The sequence below is a fragment of the Bordetella ansorpii genome (assembly GCF_900078315.1).
Classification (GTDB): domain Bacteria; phylum Pseudomonadota; class Gammaproteobacteria; order Burkholderiales; family Burkholderiaceae_B; genus Bordetella; species Bordetella ansorpii.
This window is the reverse complement of sequence record NZ_FKBS01000025.1, coordinates 243,362-267,618: the sequence shown is the minus strand read 5'-3', so window position 1 is coordinate 267,618 and position 24,257 is coordinate 243,362. Positions and strand designations below refer to the sequence as shown.

Here is a 24,257-nt window from a genome sequence, read left to right as displayed (position 1 = left end):
TGACCGTCATGCGACAGCTCGGGCGTTAGTGCAACAAATGTTGCATCAAGCACACATGTCTCGAGCATGCTCAGCCAAACCTGCGCCAGGCTTGCCTCTGCGCCCAACTGACCCGTAAAGCCAGCCATTTTTCCGGCTGACCGCGAGTAGCTGGTAAATAAAAGGTAATGCCAGTGGATTGCATGAAGAAAGTGCGTAGTTCGACGATTATGCCGAGAATTACGTATCTTTCACCACATCATTGAAACACCCCACGTCCATCATCGCAAGTCCGCTACAGGCAATCCTCTAAATAGCGAGCCTTCCGCGTATGGACTTGAAACGACGGTCACCCCATTGCCGCAAGGGCAGACAAGCAGGTTTCAGCCTCATCGAGATCATGGTGGTAGTAGTCATCATGGGTATCCTTGCGGCCCTTGTCGTGCCCAACCTCATGAGCCGTCCAGATCAGGCGCGGGTCACGGCCGCACGGCAGGACATCGCGGCCATCATGCAGGCGCTCAAGCTCTACCGGCTCGACAACGGTCGCTATCCTTCCTCGGAGCAGGGGCTGGGAGCGTTGATCGAGCAGCCCAAGAACGGCCCGCGTCCCAACAACTGGCAGCGATACCTAGAGCGCTTGCCTTCGGACGGATGGGGCAACCCCTACCAATACCAAAATCCCGGTGTGAACGGCGAGATCGACGTCTGGTCGTTTGGTGCCGATAGCCAACCTGGCGGTGACGGGTTGGACGCTGACATCGGATCCTGGCTGTTGTGATGGCCACGTGCGAAACGATCCGCGGCCAGGACAGGGACGCTCGTTGTCATCCGGCCAGTGCGATCGTGGCGCGCCAACGTGGCATGGCAGTGGTCAGCGCACTGCTGGTGGTTGCTGCTGTCACCATCATCGTCGTCCAGCTCTTGCACCAACAGTCGGCGCAACTGCGCACGGCCCAAAGCGACCAGACCCGCATACACGCAAGGTGGGTACTTCAAAGCGGATTGGCGTGGGCGCAACGCGTGCTGGTGGAGGACGCGAGCGCCAACGCGGTCACGCGGCTCGATGCCGCCTGGGCGCAGCCGTTGGTGGACTGGCGCTTTGGCCTGCCTGAACAAGCGGGCGGTGCAATGCTGTATTCCGGGCGCCTTGAAGACGAGCAAAGCAAATTCAATCTGCGCTCATTCGCCCGTCCCAATGGTGTTGATCTTGCGGCGGTCGATGCCTTCAAACGCCTATGCGCTCAGTTGGGCGTGCCTGCTCAGACGGCGGACAGGATCGTATGGCGCATGCTCATTGCGTTGCCCAGGCTCAGCCAGAACGAACCCAGCGCTAGCGAAGAAAACCAGGGTGAGGCTGAATCTGCGGGCGAGACCGCCGCGGGCAACCAGGCGCAACCTAGTCGCGCTGCTGCCCTGGCCCTTCCCGCAGTGGCGCGCGCGCCCATGATCCGCAGCATTGACGACTTGATCGAGGTACCCGGTGTGGAGCGCAGCGCGATCGAGCGCCTTCGGCCATTTGTGACGGTGCTGCCTTCGCCGGTGCTCGTCAATGCCAATACTGCTACGCCCGAGGTCTTGGCTGCGGTCATTGAAGGTCTCTCGCTGCAATCGGCCCGTGAACTGGTGCGCAGCCGCGACCAGGGCCAATGGTTCGTCTCTCGAGGCGACCTTGTCAACCGTCTGCGGCAAAACCAGAAAGACTTGCAGATCCGCACCGCGCAAGTCGCCGTCCGAAGCAGCTATTTCTCGCTGCATGCCGTCGCGCGCTCAGGCCCGCAACGCATTCTCTACCAGGCCTTGCTTGAGCGTCCTCGCACTGGGCAACCCACAGTCGTCTGGTCGCGGGAGGGCGTATGACGATTCTGCGCTTGCTCCTGCCACGGCTTGCCACATTGGACCCGCAGGCGGCCATTCCTTTCGTGCGCTTTGACAAGCGAGGCGCGGCTGAAGCCGGCCAAGCTACGTTGACCGACTTGGCGAGCCGCTGGCCGGGCACATCGCTACAGGCCATCTTGCACCCCACGGACGCCACCATTACCGAGGTGCGCATGCCTCCGTTGCCCCCCAGCAAGCTGCGCCAGGCGATGGGCGGGGTTATCGATGGCCTTGTTCTGGCCGGCCGGGCGACAGTTGTCGCCTCGCATGGGCCGCGCCTATCCAACGGACTGGTGCCAGTTGTCTGGGCCAATGAACAGGTTCTGCGAGATGCCTCAAAGCGGCTTCTCGCATTGGGTTTCGGTCCGGCGGTGTTCGTCCCGGCGCCATTCTGCCTCGCGCACCCCGCGCCAGCGCCGGCTGTCGCTGTTGCCGGGCAGGTATCGCCGTGGACGGCATGGCTGCACGCCGAAGGGTACATCGTTGTGCGCACAGGGACCTCCGGCTTTGTGCATCCAATCGTGGAAGAAAGCACCGAAGCGGCCATCAGCCGCTTGTTGGCGCGCCATCAGCCAGGTGACGTGTCATGGGTTCATGAACTGCCCCAAGCCTGGAATGCGCAGCACACGGCAGCCGCGACAATGATGCCCGTCGTCCAAGGGTGGGCAGGGGGCATTCCAACATGGGCATGCTTGCGCGCCGACGATCGAGACGCCGGCACCGCTGGCGCTTGGCGACGCCCGGCTCTCGTCTGGGTCGGTGCGGTTGCCGTCTGGCTGTTAGGGCTGAACTTGTACGCCGCAGTCCTGGCTTCGGAGGGACGCGAGATCAACCGTGCGATGGTTGACCGAGTGCGTGCCGAGTTCCCCGGCGCCGGCTCGGGCCTGAACCCGTTGCAGCAAGCCCGGCAACTGCGTGACGCCCAACAGCAAGCCGTCACGAATGCAGCCAGGGCGGAGTTCGGCGGGATGGTCGCCATTCTTGCCGAGCATGCAGGATTTGCGGCGGGCGACATTCGGACGCTGCGTTACGAGCCGGGCATATTGCACCTTGAGTTGGAACCCGATGCTGCGCCCGCCAAAGAAGGATCGCAACCGGACTGGACCGAAGCGATCTTGCAGGCTGGCCTGCGGGGTCAGCAGGAAGGAGACAAGGGCTGGGTGGTGCGTCCCGCTGAGCCCGAGGAAGGCGGGCAATGAAAGCCTGGCTGCGCGATAGCTGGCGTCTGTCGCGCGGCCGCGCAATAAGGCTCTCTCCCGCGACGCAAGCCAGGCTGAACAGCCTGCATGCGCAGCTTCTCGCGCAATGGCGCGGCTATACGCCGAGAGAACGAAGCCTTCTGATCGTCTGCGTAGTGACTGTCGTGACAGTCGCGTGCTGGATGTTGCTGATTTCGCCTCCGCTCGCAGCACTGTCCCACTGGAAGACGGAATTGCCGCGCTTGCGTTCGCAGCAGGCTGCGCTCGAGGCAGTGCTGGCCGACAAGCCACCTGCTTCCTTCAAGGCCTCGGATACGTTAGCCGGCCGGCTCGATGAAAAGACGATCCGAAACAACCTGGATGCCACGCCGCTAGCAGGTGCCTACATGCTGGCGGCCGCAGTGCCGCCGGTGCAAGGACAGGATGCTACGGCTTGGCAGATCACTGTCGAGGACGTCGACGCCACGGCGTTGATGGACTGGCTGTTGCGAGGGCTGCCGCAAACAGGCGGCAAGATCACCCAACTGCGCATCGAGCAGCCCGATCCCAACGACGACACGCAAGATCTCTCCCTGCCCGCGCCGCCTGCGGGGCGGGTCAATGCCACCCTGACGCTCGGCGCCGCCATGACGCCTGCGCCGGCCGACACATCAAACCAGGAACCGACACGATGAGCAGCCAACGTCGCCTTCGCAGCCCGCACGCGAGAAACGTAGTGGTGGGGTTGGCGGTATCCTTCGGGCTGGCCGGGTGCGCAACGCAAAACTCGACACCGAGCGCACCGGAGCGTGCTCCCCTGATCAATGCCGCTGCCGCGCGTGCCGGCCAGTTGCCGGCCGCGGTAGAAGACGAACAACGACGCCGCGAACTCGAGGAGCGTGCGAACGCACTCTCGCAGCCATCCCCGCAGGCGCCGCGGCCCTTGCCGCCCCGGCGTAACGCCTCGGTCCCAGCCGTGCGTCCCGCAAGCGGGCCGGCTGCCGGTTCGGTTTCCACACCGGCCCGGCAGCCAACCGCGCAAACCAACGCACAAGCCAGCGACGACGAACGGGTAAGCCTGAACTTCGTGGGCGCTGATCTGCCGACGGTACTTCGCGTGTTGGCACGGTTCACCGGCCGCAACTTCCTGGTCGATCCGCGAGTGAAAGGGGAGCTGACACTGGTCTCCGAGCAGCCCGTCACGCCGGCGGTGGCGCTCCAGATGCTGCAAGGCGCGTTGCGCATGCAGGGGTTCGCTATCGTCGAAGTCGGCGAAGTGACTCGGGTCATGCCCGAGGCCGATGCCAAGCTGCAGGGCGGACGGGTATTAGACACGACCGGCGCCGAAGCGTCCGCAGCAGGCGGGCAGGGCGGTCTGGTTACCCGCACGTTTCGCTTGAGCTACGAAAGCGCCGAGGCGATGGTTCAGGTGATCCGTCCGATGGTCTCGCCCAACAACCCCGTCACGGCCTATCCCAACAACAATACGGTGGTCGTGACCGACTACGTTGAGAACATTGATCGGATCGCGCGCATCATATCGAGGATCGATACCCCCGCGTCGCTAAACACCGATGTCATCCGCCTGCGCAACGGCATCGCCGTGGACATCGCCGCGATGGCCTCGGATTTGCTCGAAGGCGAGGGGAACAATCCCAATCAGCGCATCGTCGTTGTGGCCGAGCCGCGTGGCAATAGTGTCGTGGTGCGCGCGAGCAGCCCTGAGCGGGTCCGTCTGGCCCGCGAACTGATCGAGAAGCTGGACGACTCCCAGGTCGAGCCCGGCAATCTCCATGTGGTGTACCTGCGCAATGCACGTGCCTTGCATTTGTCCAACGTGCTGCGCGGTCTGCTGACGGGCGAATCGGGCGGCCTGGGCATGGAGATGGGCACGGGCGACCAAGCCGCTCGCGCTGCGCTGGGCGGCGGCGGAATGAACTCGGGGATTGGCGGTGCGGGCGGCGGCAACCGTTCTAGTTCGGGCAGTAATACCAGTGGTTCGCAAGGTAGTAGCAACAGCGGTAGCCAGTCCAGCGGAACGCGCACGGGTAGCGGCCTGAGCGGGGCATCCGGCAGTAGCGCGAGCGGGGCGCAAACCGGCGCGTCGGGCAGCGACATGACCGCGTTCTCTGCCGGAGGTGCGACGGTGCAGGCCGATGCTACGACCAACACACTGCTGATCGCCGCACCCGAGCCCGTCTACCGCGGCCTGCGCAAGATGATCGATTTGCTGGACCAGAGGCGAGCGCAGGTGCTGGTCGAGAGCTTGATCGTGGAGGTCACCGAGAGCAATGCGGCGGAACTGGGCATCCAGTGGATGACGGGCGGGCGGCGCGGCTTTTTCGGCGGCGCCAACTTCGATGGCACGGGCTTCAATGCCAACGCCAGCACGACGATCGATGCGCTGCCGGGCGGCCTGAACCTGGGCATCATGAACGGATCCATCACCCTGCCCGGTGTCGGCGAGGTTGCCAACCTGCGCTTGTTGGCGCGCGCCTTGCAAACGGACGGCGGCGCCAATATCTTGTCCACGCCCAATCTTCTGACGCTGGACAATGAAAAGGCCAGCATCATGGTCGGCCAGACCGTGCCGTTCATCTCTGGCCAGTACGTGACCGACGGTGGCGGAGGCAGCAACAACCCGTTCCAGACCATCGAGCGGGAAGATATCGGGCTCATGCTCAATATCCGGCCACAGGTGTCCGAAGGCGGCACCATTCAGCTCGACATCTACCAAGAGGTCTCCAATATCGATTCTGCGGCCTCGAGCAATGCGGGCGGTATCGTGACCAACAAGCGCGCCATCGAGACCAGCGTGCTGCTGGACGATGGGCAGATCATGGTGCTCGGCGGCCTGCTTGAAGATAGCGTGACGACCGGTGTCGATTCGGTGCCGATACTGGGCGACATTCCTTTGCTGGGCAAGCTGTTCCAGTACGACCGGCGCCAGCGCACCAAGACTAATCTCATGGTGTTTCTGCGACCGTACATTATTCGGAACGCTGCAGCGGGCCGCGGTCTGACCCAAGATCGGTACGACTTCATGCGACGCGCGCAAGCGCGTGTGCAGCCCGGCCAGCACTGGGCCCTTCCCGACATGAACGCGCCGATTCTGCCGCCCCCGGATGTGCCGGCCGCCGTGCGAGGCAATGCCGACTACGATCTGCGACCCCAGAGTTGGGACAAGACGCGCGAGCTGGTGCCGCCCACGATGCAGTCCGAGTCTCAAGTGCATCAAGTGCCGTCGCAGACACAGCCCCGTGAGGAAGACATCGTGCGCACGCGCTTGCCGCAGGGGCTGGCCGTCGCAACCGACCCAGGCACGCTGTATGGCCAAGCCAAACCGAACGTGACGGTCTTGCAGTTTGGCAACGAGTCTTCGCAAGCCGACGCTGAAACGATTGCCGAGCGCGCGCGGATCAGTGGCCTGAAGGCCTATACGATGGTCGGACCTGGCGGCATGGGCTACGTGGTCCGCACTGATGTGTCGCGTGATCCGCAGGCCGTCGATACCGCCGTCCAACTGCTGCGTGAACTGGGGTACCAGCCCGAGTTGGCTGTCGAGCCATGAATGCGCCCGCACCGGATCGTCACCTGTCGCTGCCCTACGCTTGGGCACGCGCCCACCGTATGGTCCTGCGCGCCGCTGACGATGCAACCGTGCTCACCATCAGCGACAGCACCCCCAGTTGGGCCATCATCGAGGCCAAGCGTCAATTCGAGGTGGCCCGCGTCGAGATCGTCGCCGATGCCGAGCTGGAAGCTTTGCTGGCGGCCAGCTATTCCGACGCGGGCGATGCCGCAGCCGTCGTTGGCGCGGCTGAAAGCGATCTGGACCTGGATCGCCTCATGCAGGACATCCCTGAGGTTATGGACCTGCTCGACGCCCAGGACGGTGCTCCGGTCATCCGCATGATCAACGCGCTGTTCACCCAGGCCGCGCGCGATGGGGCCAGCGATATTCACATCGAGCCCTTCGAAACCCATTCCATCGTGCGCTATCGGGTGGACGGGGCATTGCGCGATGTCGTCTCGCCCAACCGTGGGCTGCACGCCGCCTTGATCTCGCGCATCAAGATCATGGCAACTCTCGATATCGCCGAGAAGCGTCTGCCGCAGGACGGCCGGATTGCGCTTCGGGTAGGCGGGCGCCCGATTGATATCCGCGTCTCGACGCTACCCACCGGGCATGGCGAGCGGGCAGTGCTGCGCTTGCTGGACAAGGAGGCGGGGCGCCTGAACCTCGAAAAGCTGGGCATGGCCCCTTCAGTGCTGCAACCGCTGGACCGCCTGATCCATCAGCCGCACGGCATCGTGTTGGTGACGGGCCCGACGGGCAGCGGCAAGACCACTACGCTGTACGCGGCGCTGGGCCGGCTCGATGCCAGCACCAACAACATCCTGACGGTCGAAGACCCGATCGAATACGACTTGCCGGGCGTGAGCCAGGCACAGGTCAATAGCCGTATCGGCATGACGTTTGCCGCTGCGCTGCGCTCCATCCTGCGCCAAGACCCGGACGTCATCATGATTGGCGAAATCCGTGATCTGGAAACCGCACAGATCGCGGTGCAAGCCTCGCTGACGGGGCACCTGGTCTTGGCGACGCTGCACACGAACGATGCGGTGTCGGCGGTCACCCGGCTCAACGACATGGGCGTCGAGCCGTTCTTGCTCGCGTCCTCACTGCTCGGCGTGCTGGCCCAGCGCCTGGTACGCCGACTGTGTCCGCACTGCCGGCGCGCCGAAACCTCGCCGGACGGCCAGCTCGTGTATCGGCCAGTCGGGTGCGAGGCCTGCAACCATACCGGCTACAGCGGCCGCACCGGCATCCACGAGCTATTCGTGGTCGATGACGACATCCGCCGGTTGATCCATGAGGGGCAGGACGAGCAGGCCATGCGTGTCGCCGCCGCGGCCAAAGGCATGCACACCATGCGAGAGGACGGCCAGCGCTGGGTACTGGCAGGCGTGACGGCGCCCGAGGAAATCGTGCGCGTGACGCGCGATGCCTAAACGCGCAATCTCAGTCCGAAAAAGGGGATATACGCATGGCGTCTTTTCAGTTTGAGGCCTCGGACATGGACGGGCGCATCGAGCGCGGCGCGATCGACGCCGACAGCGAGCGCAGCGTCCGCGCCCAGTTGACCAAGCGCGGGCTGGTCGTGATCTCGGTAGCCGAGCGCGGTGCTGGCAAGCATGCTGGCGGTGGCCGTTTCGGGCCTCGGATCTCCAATGCCGAACTGACCTGGGCGACCCGAGAAATGGCCAGCATGCTCGCGGCCAGCATGCCGCTGGAAGCCGCGCTGCGTGGCGTCATCGAGGAAGCCGAGAAAAAGCCCACCCGCGACGCATTTACTGCCGTGCTCGAAGACGTGCTCAGCGGTACACCCTTCGCCAAAGCCTTGGCGTCGCGGCCTCGCGATTTTCCCGAGGTCTATCGGGCACTGGTCAACGCGGGTGAGAAATCGGGCGAGTTGGCCCGGGTCATGGAACGCCTGGCCGACTACATCGAATCGGCCAACGCGCTGCGCGCCAAGGTCGTGACGGCTTTCATCTATCCCATCATCGTGATGGTGATCTCGGTGTGCATTGTCGTCTTCATGCTGGGCTACGTGGTCCCGCAGGTGGTATCTGCGTTTACGCAGGCGCGCCAGGACTTGCCTTTCATCACGCAGGTGATGCTGGTGCTCAGCGGCTTTCTGCGTGACTACGGCTTTGCCGCGCTGGGTGGCCTGGCCGCAGCGTTCTGGTTGTGGCGGCTGTGGCTGAGGGATCCGACAGCAAAGCTGAACTGGCACGCGCGCATGCTGCGGCTGCCTATCTTCGGTCGGGTGGTGCTCGAGGTGAACACGGCGCGCTTTGCCTCCACCCTCGCGATTCTGACCGATGCGGGGGTGTCGCTGCTCGATGCACTGGCCGCCGCCCGCCAGACGATGGGCAATGAAGTGTTGCGCCAGAGCGTGGAGGCGGTCACTGCGCAGGTGCGCGAAGGCGCTGCGCTGGGGCTGGCGCTGCGGTTACAAAATAAAACAAGAAAGACCTTCCCGCCCGTGCTCGTTCGCTACGTCGCCAACGGGGAGAAATCAGGAACATTGGTGCCCATGTTGCAACGAACTGCGGAAACTTTATCCCGCCATGTGGCACAGCGCGTCATGGTCATGACCGCGATGCTCGAGCCGCTGATGATTTTGGTGATGGGTGGGGTAGTGCTCACCATCGTGCTGGCCATCATGCTGCCTATCATCGAGATGAACCAGATGGTGATGTAAGCCTCGGCCGGCGCATTTGAGCGGCGGATTGGCGACCTGTAAACCTTCCCCCAAAACTTGCGAAATTCGGTCTGAAATGTTGCGTAATTCCCGACTTTTTGACGTCACGCTGAATGGGCAACATAGGCACGTCATCACCCGATGACCACCCAAGCGGCAGGCTTGCCCAGGATCTTCTGATCTTAGCCGCGCCGTTTTGTTCCTTTGCCCAGTGAAAGTCGGATCGATTCCGGCCCCTATATCTCGTCAAGGAGTTTCGCAATGAAAGCGTTCCAAGTGAGCAAAATCGCCGCCGCCGTGATGGTGGCGGGTCTGGCCATGGCCAGCGGCGCAGCGTCGGCCCAATCCGCCGTGGTCGGCGGCGGTGCCACGCTGCCCGAAGAGCTGTACAAAGACCCGGTCGACGGCATCCTGCCCAGCAACTTCGAGTACACCGGTGTCGGTAGCGGCGCCGGGCTGCGGGCGTTCCTGAACAACGATGCGACGGAGTTCGGCGGTATTGCCGGCGACCCCATCCATTACGCCGGCAGCGATGCGCGGCTGTCGTCCAGCCAGATCTCGACGTACAACGCCGAGTACAACGACGGTGAAGATTCGACCGAGGAAGATTTCGGTCCGCTGATCCAGATCCCGACCGTCGTCACACCGGTGACGCTGCCCTATCGCCACGGCACCATCTCGGACCTGGACCTGACCACCGAGCAAGTGTGCGGCATCTACGCTGGCGAGATCACGACCTGGAACCAGATCCGCCCGGGCGCCGCTGGCAACATCAACGTCGTCTACCGCACCGACAGCAGCGGTACGACCGAACTGCTGGCGCGCTTCTTGGCGTCGGAGTGCTCTCAGCCCTTCGCCGTCTCCACCACCTTCACCAACGTCGTTGCCCCGGTGGGCGGTGTGCGTGCGGGTTGGGTGGGCGCCTCGGGTAGCGGCGGCGTGGCTACGGCCACGTACGCGGCAGCGAATCGCATCGGCTACGTCAGCCCGGACTACGTCCAGGTGTCGAATAACGCCCAAGTTGCCAAGGTCGACGGCGCCTTGCCCGAGCAACTGCCGCTCGAACTGGCGCTGACCGTCGTTCCCGAAGCCCCCGCCGTGGCCAACTATGCGAATCCCGAAGCGTGGTCGCCCAACTTCAACTACAGCGAAGTGCCGGCTGGCGGCTATCCGATCTTCGGTTTCACCAGCCTGATCATCGGCCAGTGCTACCAAGATGCTGGCGTCACGGCTGCCATCCGCGGCTTCCTGACCGAGCACTACACGACCAACAACAATGATGCCGCCATCGTCGCTCACGACTTCGTGGCGCTCGATCCGAGCTGGAAGAACGCTGTGCGCGATGCGTTCATCACCACCAGCAGCAACCTGGCTGTGGGCAACGCTACCGCGTGCGCCGACAAGGGTCGCGGTTAATACCGTGACGTAAAGCGAGTTTTGCCTCTAAAGCGAACTCGCTTTTTTTTCACCCTAATCGCCCGTTTTGGGCGATTAGGGTTTTTGTGAATGTGGAAAACAAAAGTCGTGAATTTTATTCAGGGCTGACACGCGAAAGTTAGGACAGGATATGAGACTCCAGCAAGAGAACGGTCGGAACAGTACGGTAGTGACGCATCAACGCAAAATGCGGGAAAGAAAACACCGCGTTTCGTTGACTCCTATCGCTGCCGCGCTGGGACTGTTTTTCTTCGCCGGGGGAACACCTGCGGACGCTGCACCAGGAGGCGGAGCATGGTTCGCCGCGTCAAACGCTGGAAAGCAAGCGCGCGCGGCACAACGCGGACCCATGCCCGGTGCGGCGACGCTGCCATCTGCGGCCCGTCAACAAGCTCAGGCGCGCCAACAGTTGTCGCGCTCGATCGCGAATCTAAATCGCACCGCCGCCGCGATCGCAGCGCAGCAAGCCGCCCAGGAAAGTGCCCGCGCCAATCCACAGAATGCGGACTGGGTGCGTGATGGTCTGGGTCAAGACGGCCTGGATCGCCTGGCAGGTGGACGTTGGGATGCCGCGGCGCCTGAAATTGACGTCAAAGATGGACGCCAGCAGGTGACCATCGCGCAAAACAGGTCTCGAGCAATCCTCGAATGGAACAGCTTCCATGTTGGTCGCAACACCGATTTGACGTTCAAACAGGCACCGACTGATGCGGTTCTGAACAAAGTAATGGGCGATACCCGCCCGAGCCAGATCCAGGGCAGTATCCGCGCCGATGGCACTGTGATGATTGCCAACCAGAATGGCGTGGTCTTCACCGGTAGCAGCCAGGTGAACGTGCGCAATCTGGTCGCTGCCGCGGCCAAGATTACGGACACTCAGTTTGAGAATGGTGGCTTGTACGTCGACGCCAACGGTACACAACCTACTTTTACCGAAGCGCTCGGTAAGGTAGAGATTCAAGCTGGGGCAAGCATCAACACCCATCGGCCTGATTCGGCCACGCAGGGCGGTGGGTATATCCTGATGCTCGGAAACGAGGTCGACAACGCCGGGCAAATTTCTACTCCCCGTGGGCAGGCAGTCCTGGCCGCAGGCGATCGATTCTATATCCGCAAAGGTGTTGGCACGGACGGCAACCAGGCCTCGACCACGCGCGGCAACGAGGTTGCTGCCCATCGTGATGCCGAGAGCGTTGCTGGCAAGGTTAGCAATTCAGGGCTGATCACGGCCACGGAAGGCGATATCACGCTTACGGGGCATGAGGTAACTCAGGCCGGTGTGGCTATCGCTACTACCTCCCAAACCGCGCGCGGCACGATACACCTGTCGAATCGCGCCAACAACGAAAACGGCCGCGTGACGCTGGCGCAAGGCAGCACCACCGCAATCTTGTTGGACACTACCGAAGCGACTGCCCTGGATAGTCAGCGTGATGCGGCTTTGGAAAAACTGACGGGCAACAATGCTGGCGGCAATTCTTTGGCCACGGGCAATTTCAACAATCTAAGTACTTTGGCTGATAGAGGAGACCTGTCACGAGTCGAGATCGTCAGCGGCAATACCATCGAGTTTCAAGGCGATTCGTTGACGCTGGCTACGGGTGGACAAATTGCCGTGTCTGCGGCCAAGCGCACCCTCGTCAATGACGGGGCGGAGTTGGATGTCGCGGGTGCAATTGGTGTGCGGGTCGCGATGGAAGCGAACAACCTGCAGATCAACGTGCAGGGCAACGAGCAACGGGATGCGCCGGTTAACCGCGAGAGCGGACAGTTGAACAGCAGCAATATCTGGGTCGACCGCCGAAGCCTCATTCATGTGCCGGCGGACTTTGACGAACAGAGCAACCCGTACGGCTACAAGACGGACCGCTGGTACACGGCGGGCGGCCTTTTGGAGGTCAGCGGCTACCTGGCAACCAACGGACATACTATTGGCGAGTGGATGGCGCAGGGCGGTACGGTAACGGTGTCGGGCGGGGATCTGGTCACTCGCGCGGGATCGAACGTGAACTTGTCAGGGGGAACGCTCGATGTGCAAGATGGCTATGTCCGCCAGAGCTGGTTGCGTGGGACGGACGGCCGTCTTTACGAGGTCTCGCGTGCGCCAGGCGACGTGCTGTACACCGGGCTGTACAACGGCTACGAAATTACCAGTGAGCGTTGGGGGCATACGCGCCGCTTTTACAGTCCTTTGATCGGGCCGAGCAGGCGTTGGGAGGCGGGCTATACGGTCGGGAGAGACGCGGGCAAGCTGGTCGTGGCCACGAACAGTGCTCTGCTCGAAGGCAATATCACGAGCGAGGTCTATCAAGGTCCCCGCCAGACGCAAGCCCCGCAGCCCGGTCTGGACGGCTACTACCAGTCGCAAACGGCCGCGGCGCGACGTGGCCAATTAGTGATCGGCAATTACGTCGCTCGCTATGATGCCGATTCCGGCATGCTGCGCCATGAATTGGCCGCCGTGCTCGATAGGGTGACGTTGGGCGGACAGTCAGAGAGCATCGCGGATGCGCTTGCGCTGGACGATGTGGTGTCGCCGGAACGGGCAGGCACGTTGGTCCTGGATGCTGCGACGCTCAACGAGTTCAGTTTGGGAGCCCTGCGTGTGGGAGCTAGGGACTCGATCGTCGTAGACCACGATATCGAGGTTGGGGCTGGCGGTGAGATCGTTTTGTATGGCCCGCAGATCGATCTCAACGCGAATGTGACTGCCCACAGCGGCACGATCTTCGCAGGCAACGTCTTGAACCAGTGGACATCCCAGAACAGCGGAAGCTTCCAGGATACGACCATCGCCGCGCCGCAAGGCACGAGTGCCAGCGTGCGCGTTAAAGACGGCGCCAAGCTGGACGCCAGCGGTTTGTGGACCAACCTGTCAATGGATGCCGGGAGCACCGGTGCGTTGCCTTATCGGAACGGTGGCCGGGTATCGCTACGCGGTAGTGCGGATATCACGCTCGAGCTTGGCAGTGTGGTCGACGTGTCCTCCGGTGCCGGTGTAACGATCAATGGCAACCCTTTGGGGGGCCGCGGTGGGAACGTGACGTTGCAAACCGGTCAGGGCAACGCGCCAGCCCAAGACGGGGGGACGTTGGCATTGGACGGAACCTTGATTGGCTACGGGGTTGACGGCGGCGGTACGCTGACCTTGCAATCCGGGGGGACGGTTGTAGCAGGTGGCCAAGCATTGCAGACCGACGGCTATTTGGCAGCGGGAGAACGGGCGCCGATCAGCCTCGCGTTGGGCGAGCCGATCACGATCAAGGCGGGCGAGATTCTGCTGTCAGCCGCGACGTACACAAGAATTGTAGGGGGTCAAGTGATGACCTCCCCCGTTACGTTCACGAACACTGGGCATACCCTGAACATCGTAGTGGGAGAGGGTGGCTGGGACCTGTCTGGTACTAATCTCGTAATTTATGCCAATGGTAGTAACTCTGCCGCCAACCGATATCGTGGTGCGGTGGTCGCTGAAAGCTTCGTGCCCGAAGGCACAATCATCACACGTATTAACGCAGGAACGTTGCCGACTGGTTATACGCTTACGGAGGCCGTGCAGGAGATCCCGACACCTGCATACAGTGTCGCTGCTGGGCAGAAGGCTGTGTTGGATACCGTGATTCCTGTTGGAACGCTGCTGGCCGTAGGCACGAAGCTGGATCAGCAAGTTGTGGTACGGAAGCCGTTGACGCTGCGACCGGAGTTTTTCCAAAGCGGCTTCAGCCACTACGACGTCACGGGTAAGCAAGGCATGCTTGTGGCTGAGGGTAGCCGCATCGACGTAATGATGCCTGTTTATCGCCCGACCCAAGATGCGTTGAGCTTGGCGACGGGTGCGAGCCCCTCCCGAGCGTTAGAAGTATGGACGCCCCCCCTATTTCTGCAGAACCCGCAGGATGCTGCGTTGACCCAGCGGGAGGGTGCGAGCGTGACGCTAGGGGCAGGCTCGAGCAGGTCTGACCTGAACGACATGAATACGGTGCAAGCCGTGGTAGGTAAGGGTGCAGTGCTGTCAGTCGATCCAGGTCAGTCCATTGCGATTGAGAGCGTGGGACAGTTGACTGTCGATGGCACACTGCGTGCGCTCGGCGGCCAGATTGCCTTGCGCGCCCGAAAGGGGGTGGATGAAGAAACAAACATACCGGTGAGGGATGCGATCGCACAAGGGCACGGGCGTTCGATCTGGGTCGGATCAACTGCCACACTTGACGTCTCGGGTTATGCCGAGACGGCGCGTGACGTCTCTGGTCGTCGCTACGGTCAGATCGTCGATGGCGGTTCGATTGTGCTGGGTGGCAAGATCGATCATGAGGCGGGTCTGGCGACAGCACCTCACCTGTTCGTCGTCGTGCAGGAAGGCGCCTTACTGAATGCGTCTGGCGCGAGCGCCGTGCTAGATATTCCTGGTGCGGGTCCGACGCCGGTGGCTAGCCAAGGGGGGCGTATATCCTTGGTGTCCAACAATGGCATTTATCTGGAAGGGACCGTTAAGGCTGAAGCTGGCGGTTTGGGGGCCGCCGGTGGGAGGCTCGAAATCGCACTGGAGACTCCTGAATACCGGGCTGAAACTGCCCAGGACCGAGTTCGTCGGCCACGAGAGCTGATCGTCTCTCAGGGGCATCGTGAAGGCGTGTTGTCTGGGTTTGCGACACCTGGCGATGCTGCAAATTCATTAGAGTACGGCTCCGCGACGATCAGCGTGGACCATCTTCAGCACGGTGGGTTTGACAACCTGTCGCTTCTTGTCAACGGCATCATGAGTTTTGACGGTGATGTCCGTATCGAGCTAGGTCAGAGTTTGTCTCTTTATACAGGCTCGTATGCGCTCGCCCAAGGCGCGACTGGCAAGCCGTCGGTTGAGCTGATCGCGCCCTATGTGCGTATGGCGGGGCCGACTCAAGTCGGGGCTCGAGATGGGTGGATTCGCCCAACTGTCATCGGTGGTAGTAGCGAGCAACCCTTATCCGGTTCCATGACGGTCCGAGCAAGCCTGATCGACTTTCGGGATGCGATGACAATAGGCGCGAATGGCGCCATCACGCAAACTGGTGAGGCCCTAGTCGTGGATCGTGCGGGCTTTGATCTCAATACTTTTGAAAGTCAAGGTGATGTTCGATTCTTAAAGCATGTTGCCAGTGGCGATGGCCAGATGACGACCTTTGATGCGGCCGGCGATATTGTTTTCCGTGCGGCACAACTATATCCGTCAACGCACGCTGAGGCGCGCGTGAGGGCAGGATTCTCGAATTCGGAAGACGGGGGGGCCTATGATCCGGCCCGGTCGCTAAGGATTGAGCTTGTCAGCGATGATGTCCCTCAGGTTCCACTTTCTGTTTTCGGACAGCTCACCTTGGGTGCGGCCACCATCGAACAGGGAGGCGTGGTGCGGGCACCTCTTGGGTTGGTGACGCTGGGCACGCAGCAGAGCCTCGGAACCACTGAAAAGGTGGTTCTGGCACCGCAGAGCATTACTTCCGCTAGTGCCGCAGGTTTGGTCTTGCCCTACGGTGGAACCGTAGATGATGAAACCTATACCTATGCAGGTGAGGAAGTCAGCTATTTGGGTGCAACGGGCACTGATATGTCTGGGAACACTCGGGGTGTGGCCCTGGCTGGTCAGACAATAGACGTCCAGGATGGTGCGCTAGTTGATCTTTCTGGTGGAGGAGATTTGCTTGGCGCGGGATTTGTGTCTGGGCGAGGGGGCTCAACTGACGCGCGTTTCAACCCCTTGGTCCAGAATCGTCAAGGGGGATTTACGCTCCCAGGTTTGGCGAGTAATCCTGTTTATGCCATTGTGCCAGGTGTACAGCCCGGCATGGCGCCGGTGGCACTAGAAGGTGGAGCAGTCGATCCGATTGTCGGGCAGCAGATAACTGTGGGTGCAGGAGTGCCGGGACTGCCGCCTGGCACCTATACCCTGCTGCCATCCACCTATGCGCTGCTACCAGGCGCTTTCCGGGTGGAAATCAATGGCAGCGCGAGTAGACCCGTAACAAGCGTTGGCGCCGCTGGAGGGCGCGCCACCCATGCCTTGCGTAATGGCTCCTGGACCGCTACCGGCCAGTTGTCGATTGCCAACACACACATCGCCGACAACTTGCCCAAGCAGATCATTCTGACCTCGGCCGATGTGCTGCGCACTTATTCCGACTACAACGAAACCTCATACGCACAATTCGCGGTGGCCGACGCCGCGAAGTTGGGTGTGCCCCATCCCTTACTGCCCGCAGATGCGATGCCGTTGATTCTCAGGTTCGAACCGGGCGGTCAGGGCGATGCGTTCAGTATGAATGGCAGTGCAGATTTCCGTCCTGCCGAAGGTGGTCGTGCTGGAATGGCGGTGGTGCTCGTCGGGGATGGAAGCGGAGGTGCTTTGGAGATCGTAGCGCAATCCGCGACACCGGGATTCGGCGGTGCATCTGTTCAAGCCGATGCGTTGAGTGCCCTGTCTGCGCCACGCCTTATTGTCGGTGCAACGCCTATAGCGACATATGGCCAAAGTGGCAACTTCATCGATTTTTCGGGCGGCGCGTCGGATATTTATCTGAGAGAAGGCGCGCATCTGTCCGCCGCCGAAGTGCTGTTGACGGCGCGTGGCCAATATACCGACGGCATCGTAATCGAATCTGGGGCGTCTATCGCCACGGTGGGCCAGGGTCAACCAGGCTTTGACTCGCGCGATGGCTTCGTTTACATGCCTGGGCGGCGTAGTGTCCTGGCGGTATCAAATGGTTGGCTACAAGTGCTGTCGCCTGATGCGCCAGACTCGACCTTCGCGGCAAGCCCCGTTCAAATTGGCGATTGTATCGGTGCAGGCTGCATCGCCAACACGTACTTGTATTCGGAAGGCACAATCGCTATTGCCACCGACAACACCTTTCAGTTGGGTTCGGACGTTCGTTATGGCACAGAAAACTTGATTCTCGCCGTAGGCGCGGTAAACATTGGCGAAGGTGATGTGCTCCAGTCGATTGACGATCGGGGGCGTTTACCGACAGGGCTGACCCTGAATCAAGGTTTGCTTGATCGCCTACTGCTCGGTGATACCGAGTTCAACGCACCGGCACTCAAGAGTTTGACCTTGACGGTCAGGGACTCGGTCAATTTTTACGGCACGACGGGCCTCAGAACGCGGGACGCGAGCACTGGAGAATCGAGTCTCGAGAGCCTGGTACTCGCTACCCCGGCCATTTACGGATATGGCGAGGCTTCCGATGTCGCCCTGATTGAAACTGATCATCTAGTCTGGCAGGGCGCAACTAATGCGCCTGGGGCGATTATTGCTGATGGAGCAGGGACGGGCCAAGGTAGCCTGGATATTCGCGCCAACCAAGTTACCTTCGGTTATGGTCCGTACGCACGACCCAACGTCAACGATGATCCGCAGCGCATTACGGTGGGGTTTGCCGATGTGAGTTTGACGGCCTCCGAGCGTGTGACCGCCAATCACCAGGGAACTTTCTCCGTTTACCGGGCGCGAGGTGCGTTTGTAGAGGGCGAAGGCGCCGAATACAGTGGCGGGAATCTGAACATTCGCACGCCGCTTATGACTGGCGCAGCAGGCTCGATCAACCGCATCCATGCCGGTGGGGTTGTCGTGATAACCGCTCTTGAGAATGCTGAGGCACGTGCTGATGGGGCCGTAGATGCCCTCGGTGCAGAATTGGCAGTCTCCGGTGGACAGATAACTTTGGATACCGCGGTGGTGCTGCCTAGTGGCAGGCTGACACTTCAGGCTGAAGGGGATCTGCACTTGACGGGCATGGCGCGAGTCGATATGGCAGGCCGGGCGGTACAGTTCGATGACGTCACCAGATATAGCTGGGGTGGGGATGTCATTCTGGGAAGCGAGCGTGGCAATATCTATCAGTCGGAAGCTTCGCGAGTCGATCTTTCCGCCGAGCATAACCAGGCCGGGCTATTGACGGCCATCGCGCTTAGCGAAGAGGCGGGCTCGGTGGAGTTGCTGGGGGATATCCACGGCACAGCGAGCGGCTATTACGACGCGGGCGGCACGCTGGTGCCGTATAAGGCCGGCGGCATAGATATCCGAGCCCAGCGCTTGAGCGACGGCGGTGCGTTGGACGGTGATTTTGCAGCCTTGAACCAACGCCTGAATGCGGGTGGTTTGATAGGTAGCCGTAGCTTCCAGCTTAAGCAAGGAAATCTGACCATCGGCGACGACGTGCAGGCAGGCGAGGTCAATGTCTCGTTGGATGGCGGACATCTGACGGTTGTTGGAAAAATCGATGCAAGTGGTGAACGAGTAGGATCGATCCGCTTGGCTGGTAAGCACGGTCTGACGATTGCAAGCGGCGCCGAGCTGGACGCGCACGGTCGCGTGTTGCGTGTGGACAGCTACGGCAAGATCATCGATGCGCCGAACAGGGCGATCGTGGAGTTGAACTCGGGTGAGGGCACCTTGATGCTCGCACAGGAATCACGCATCGATCTGCGACATGGCACCGATGCTGTCGTGGGTGCAGGACCTGGAGAGCATGATGGTGCTCAGCGAGGCACGCTTGAACTCAATGCGCCGCGCCTGGGCTCGAACGGAAGATATGACGATGCCGATGCGGAGACGTTCGGGGATATGGCTGTTGCCGCAACCGGCCCGGTGGACATCTTGGGAGCACGATCGATCTCGGTCAACGCCACTTACCGATATGACGATGCGCCTGTGGCTGAAGATTCGTTTACTGATGGCGAAGCATATCAATACATCGACCAGGCTTACCTGCAGGGTAAGCATGCGCAGAGCGAGACATTCATCAGCGAGGCCGTGAAAAACAGCACGCTACTGGGCATTAAGCTGGCGGGTTTGAACAACGATACCTATCGTGATGTTTTCCATCTGCGTCCGGGCGTCGAAATCGTCAGCAATGCCGCAACCAACCCCGGCGGCCGGATCGTCGTGCCTGGGGACCTTGACCTGTCGGGTTATCGCTACGTAAGCCTGAATCCCCACTTCGAACAAACGGCCGTTCGCGGCTCTGGCGAGCCCGGCGCACTCGCGATCCGTGCCGAGGGCGGGCTCGATATTTATGGCAGTATCACCGACGGCTTTGCGCCGCCGCCTGATACAGCAGAGATCGATGGCAATGGATGGCTTCTGATTCGGGGCGAACAACCCTTTGGCGGCGATTTGATCGTGCCAAGCACCGGTGTGGAGTTGGCGGCCGGCACGGAGTACCTGGCTGGAAAGGTGCTGAATTACGATGTGCCAATCCAGGCGTTTTCTCTGCCCGCAGGCTTCGAACTGCCAGTGCACGGTGTGCTCGATGCCGCCATCACGCTGCCGGCCAGTACCACGGTCCACGCCGCAATTCGCCACGCGGACGGCACGGTATGGTTCCCTGCCGGAACGGTGCTCTCAGAGCCGGTTTCGTTGCCGATTGGCACTAGGCTCGATGGTGGTACGCGACTTCCCGGTGCTGCTCGGCTAGCGTCTATGGTTTGGCCTCAAGGTAGGGCTTTGCCCGTCGCGGTGAAGCTCGCCGAGACGCTGCCGCTGAGAGTCGGTGCGCTGATCCCATCCGACACCAAGGTGGTGTTGCCTGACGACGCAGTGAGCGTGCCGTTGCGGGCAAAGGATGAAGCAGCGCAGGGGAAAAATTGGGCATTGGCCCCCATGTTGGAAGAGGGGTCGTTGTCGTGGGGGATGCGCCTTGTCGCCGGCGCGGATTTGCAAGCCGCCGATCCGCGCTCGACGCTCGCTGGACGAGCGTTGGCGTTGACACTGGCAGACACGCATTATCGTTTATTGGAAGAGGGTGGCGGGCAGCTAGTTTGGACGCCGGAAAGCCCTTATGAGGCAGGCACGCCGGTGCCGGATAACTTGTTGGCGCTTTGCCGCGTGCGCCCACAATACTGCACCGAATCGGGCGACGGGGTGTCTGGATATTTTGGTCTTGATGCTTTGCCTAGTGTTATCCGAACTGGCACTGGCGATCTAGAAGTAATCGCCGCAGGCAGTGTGGAGATGTCTTCTCCCTATGGGTTGTATACCGCGGGAACACAGTCTGCGGACTTAGGGCAAGCGTACCAGCAAAGCCGTGGTGCATTGGGTTCTGACGGCTCTGTGCTCGGGCCGGATGGAGCAAACCTGGAGCATCTGGTAAACGGAAGCTCCATTTATCAGGCCTATTATCCCGAGCATGGCGGAAACGTATTGCTGCGTGCCGGCGGTGATATCACAGGGGATGGCCTGGGCGAACGAACAGCGCCCTTTGCTGGTGAAAGGATCCAGAGGTCGGGAAGTGCAGTAGGCAACTGGCTGTGGCGGCAAGGCTCAGGGAGTGCAGTCGATGTCGAGCCTATTCCCACGGCTTGGTGGATTAATTTTGGCACATATGCAAATGAGCCTTATGCGGCACCGACAGAAACTAATGGAGGGCTTCCTTACTTTGTGGGCTTTTCAGGAGTCGGTACGCTTGGAGGCGGGAATCTAACCGTAGATATCGCTGGTGGGTTGGGTACGGGTGATGTCGTACGTACAAATTCGTTGAGCAATAAGCCTAGAAATGAAGGCCTCGTGCTGGCCGTGGCGTCAACTGGTCGCCAGCTTGACGACGGCCAATTGATACTGACTGGTGGCGGCGATCTGATAGTTAGCGCAGGCGGTTCCATAAACCGAGGTCTGCGCGACGCCAACAGGTTCTTGAGCAGTAACACGCGAAATGAACTGCACGACATGAACACGAAGCTTGTGAATCTTCGTGGAACGGTCAACTTGAATGTTGGCAGGATCGGGTCGATTAATACTATATACGGCACAAATTTTCAGTATTTCGACCGCGTCGAAGTCAGGCCTTTTGATCCGTTCTCGCCATCGAAGGCGATCTCAACGGGTGGCATATCGCTCGCACCCGGTGATGCGACCGTCAATATCAATGCACGCGGAGACCTAGTTGTCGGAGGTGCGATTGATCCGGGCCGGGTAAAGATTCAAAACACCACCCCATATCGAATGAGCAACGGAGAGCCAACAGTAGGTGGCGGCCAAACATGGTTTTCACTATGGACCGATAATACTGCAATTAATCTGCTCTCCGCAGGTGGTAATCTTACGCCAATCACGTACCAAGCTAGCGCGACACACGCCACTGTCATAACCGGAAGGGAGACCTCTCCTACGGACGGTGCGTTTGTCTATCCTTCCAGTTTGACGGCGGTGGCGGCCTCGGGGAACATCTATTATGGGCCGTCTGCAAGCGCTTGGAATACTAATGCGACCAATTTTCTCCGGTATGGGCTATTGCTTGCTCCCTCCGCAAATACTGACGCGCGGTTGGATCTACTGGCTGGTGATTCAATCTATGCGGGGGGCGCTTGGATAGCGAGGTCGGGCGCGGCGCTCAACGCGGTGCCTACGCCATTGAATCCGGCTTTTGTCGGACGTGATTCTGCTGGAACCGCTGTTGCGAGCAACCTGAACGGTTATGGTCTTGCGGCGAACGCATTAGGTCGATTCCCATTGATCGCCAAAGGGCCAAATAACGTATCCTCGATTACGCCGCAGTATAGCCAGCCTGTCCGGGTGTATGCGTTGGATGGTGATATCGTAGGCGTAGCGACTGGAGCGATATACAGATTCAGTGGCACTGGAAATGTGCTGAATGGTCAGACTTGGTACGTCGGCGCGAACCCTGTTCGGATGATTGCAGGTAGAGATATAGTGAAGTCCGGCATGGAACTGGGGGAATCGCGGTCGATTCCGGGCGAGGTAGGCAACCAAACCCCCTCTGCGGGCTCGTTCACGACCAACTTCTTTTATCACGATGACGTCAATGATGTATCTGTCGTCCAGGCCGGGCGGGACCTTCTGTACAGCAGCTTCGACGTGGCCGGGCCTGGCGTATTGGAGATCATAGCTGGCCAGGATATCCGCATGGAAGACCGTGCAAGCGTGAGGAGTCTGGGAGCCGTGGTGCCCGGAGATAGTCGTCTGGGGGCGAGCATCGTTATGCAAGCCGGCTACGCAAGTGTGGAGTTCGAAAACTTCTCGGATTTCCTGGACGCTTATCTTGATCCAGACAATCTCGCAGATCCGGCGCGGCCGCTTGCGGACCAGCCAGGCAAGGTCGTCACAGCCTATAGTGGCCAACTGACGTTGGCTGATTGGTTGCGGGCGGAATACGGCTACTCGGGAGAGGACGACGGCGCGCAAACGTACTTGCAGACCAAACAGGATGAAATTGATGCGCAACGCGGTAGCGGATCTACAGCGCCTCGGCGCGACCTGCAGCGAGATTTTGAGCGCGCCGGTTCCGTCTATCTGGTGAACTGGCTGTCGAGCCGATTCGATGACTTTGATCCGTTGGGTGATCCGCGTGCTTATCTGGTTGCCTTGCCCTCCGACTTGCAGCGCGACTACGCGCGCCAGATTTATTTTGCCGAGTTGCGGGCGGGCGGGCGCGAGTATAACGATGCTGATGGTCCGCGTTTCGGTAGTTACCTACGCGGGCGAAACGTAATCGCAGCGCTCTTCCCGGAGAACAATGCACAGGGTGAGCCTATCTCTTACGATGGCGATATCGTCATGTACGGTAACTCGGGGGTGCAAACACTGTTCGGTGGTGACGTGCAGATGCTTACGCCCGGAGGTGGTCAGACATTTGGTGTCGAGGGTGCCAACCCGGCATCGACGGCCGGGGTCATCACACAAGGGCAGGGAAATATCCAGCTGTATTCGCGCGACAGCATTCTGCTGGGCCAGAGTCGCATCATGACGACGTTCGGCGGCGATATCCTTGCATGGTCGGCCCAAGGCGATATTAACGCGGGTCGTGGAGCCAAAACCACAGTCGTTTACACGCCGCCCCGCCGCGTATACGACGATTTCGGCAACGTGACACTCGCGCCTCAGGTCCCCAGCACCGGCGCAGGGATCGCGACCGACGCGCCGATTGCCGAGGTTCCGCCGGGCGATTTGGATCTGATCGCTCCGCTGGGCACCATTGACGCCGGCGAGGCGGGCATCCGGTTCTCAGGTAACGCCAACTTCGCCGCGCTTCAAGTGGTCAACGCCGCCAACATCGTCGGTCAAGGCGAAGTTACGGGCATCCCAGTTGTTGCCGCAGTTAATGTCGGTGCCCTAACAAGCGCGAGTGCGGCATCGACTGCTGCAGCCACATCGGCGCAGGAGGCTGTCGCTCGCGCCCGAGCTGAAACTCGCCAGAACTTGCCGTCGATCATTAGCGTCCAGATCCTTGGGTTTGGCGATGAAGGCTCTTCGGCGCCAGCGAACCCCGAGCCGCGTGTACAAGCGCCTGCGCCTGTTAAGTACAACCCGAATGCCCCTGTGCAGATCATCGGAAACGGACGCTTGACCGATACTGCGCGAGTGAAATTGACAGCTCGGGAGCGTGCCAGTCTGGATTAGTCGCTGGGGCTGTCCTCAGGTCATGGTATTTGGAGTGGCCTGGGGGCAGCCAAGCCGTGCTGACGGTATCGCCCTCCCTGGCGGGGGCTTTCACGCACTATCGGAACTTGGAGCGCTGACGTATCT

9 protein-coding genes are annotated in these 24,257 nt (G+C 60.9%); all 9 read left to right on the top strand.

Annotation, left to right across the window (positions count from 1 at the left end; translation table 11 throughout):
* The first annotated feature begins 310 nt into the window (after positions 1-310).
* On the top strand, positions 311-760 hold the full coding sequence (gene gspG, locus A7W11_RS18780) for a type II secretion system major pseudopilin GspG (protein ID WP_066417086.1): 450 nt from the start codon (positions 311-313) through the stop codon (positions 758-760).
* 83 nt (positions 761-843) lie between these two features.
* Positions 844-1,839 (top strand): type II secretion system minor pseudopilin GspK, encoded by a 996-nt coding sequence (gene gspK / locus A7W11_RS18775; protein ID WP_066419220.1) that lies wholly within the window; start codon positions 844-846, stop codon positions 1,837-1,839.
* On the top strand, positions 1,836-3,056 hold the full coding sequence (gene gspL / locus A7W11_RS18770; protein ID WP_066417085.1) for a type II secretion system protein GspL: 1,221 nt from the start codon (positions 1,836-1,838) through the stop codon (positions 3,054-3,056). The genes gspK and gspL overlap by 4 nt, the downstream gene beginning before the upstream one ends.
* The gene (gene gspM, locus A7W11_RS18765) at positions 3,053-3,730 is read left to right on the top strand and encodes a type II secretion system protein GspM (protein WP_082887367.1); all 678 of its coding nucleotides are present in this window, start codon (positions 3,053-3,055) and stop codon (positions 3,728-3,730) included. Before gspL ends, gspM begins: the two co-directional genes overlap by 4 nt.
* Positions 3,727-6,606, top strand: coding sequence for a type II secretion system secretin GspD (gspD, locus tag A7W11_RS18760; RefSeq protein WP_082887366.1), 2,880 nt, complete (start codon positions 3,727-3,729; stop codon positions 6,604-6,606). Before gspM ends, gspD begins: the two co-directional genes overlap by 4 nt.
* Positions 6,603-8,051 carry a type II secretion system ATPase GspE gene (gene gspE, locus A7W11_RS18755; RefSeq protein WP_066417080.1) on the top strand — a complete coding sequence of 483 codons (1,449 nt, stop codon included), beginning with the start codon at positions 6,603-6,605 and terminating at the stop codon, positions 8,049-8,051. The genes gspD and gspE overlap by 4 nt, the downstream gene beginning before the upstream one ends.
* 35 nt (positions 8,052-8,086) lie before the next feature.
* Positions 8,087-9,307 (top strand): type II secretion system inner membrane protein GspF, encoded by a 1,221-nt coding sequence (gene gspF / locus A7W11_RS18750; protein ID WP_066417077.1) that lies wholly within the window; start codon positions 8,087-8,089, stop codon positions 9,305-9,307.
* A gap of 276 nt (positions 9,308-9,583) precedes the next feature.
* The gene (locus A7W11_RS18745) at positions 9,584-10,723 is read left to right on the top strand and encodes a substrate-binding domain-containing protein (protein WP_218188616.1); all 1,140 of its coding nucleotides are present in this window, start codon (positions 9,584-9,586) and stop codon (positions 10,721-10,723) included.
* A 151-nt stretch (positions 10,724-10,874) separates the two neighbouring features.
* A complete protein-coding gene (locus tag A7W11_RS27580) occupies positions 10,875-24,131 on the top strand; it encodes a filamentous haemagglutinin family protein (RefSeq protein ID WP_082887365.1) in 13,257 nt (4,418 codons plus the stop codon).
* The last annotated feature ends 126 nt before the right edge of the window (positions 24,132-24,257 follow it).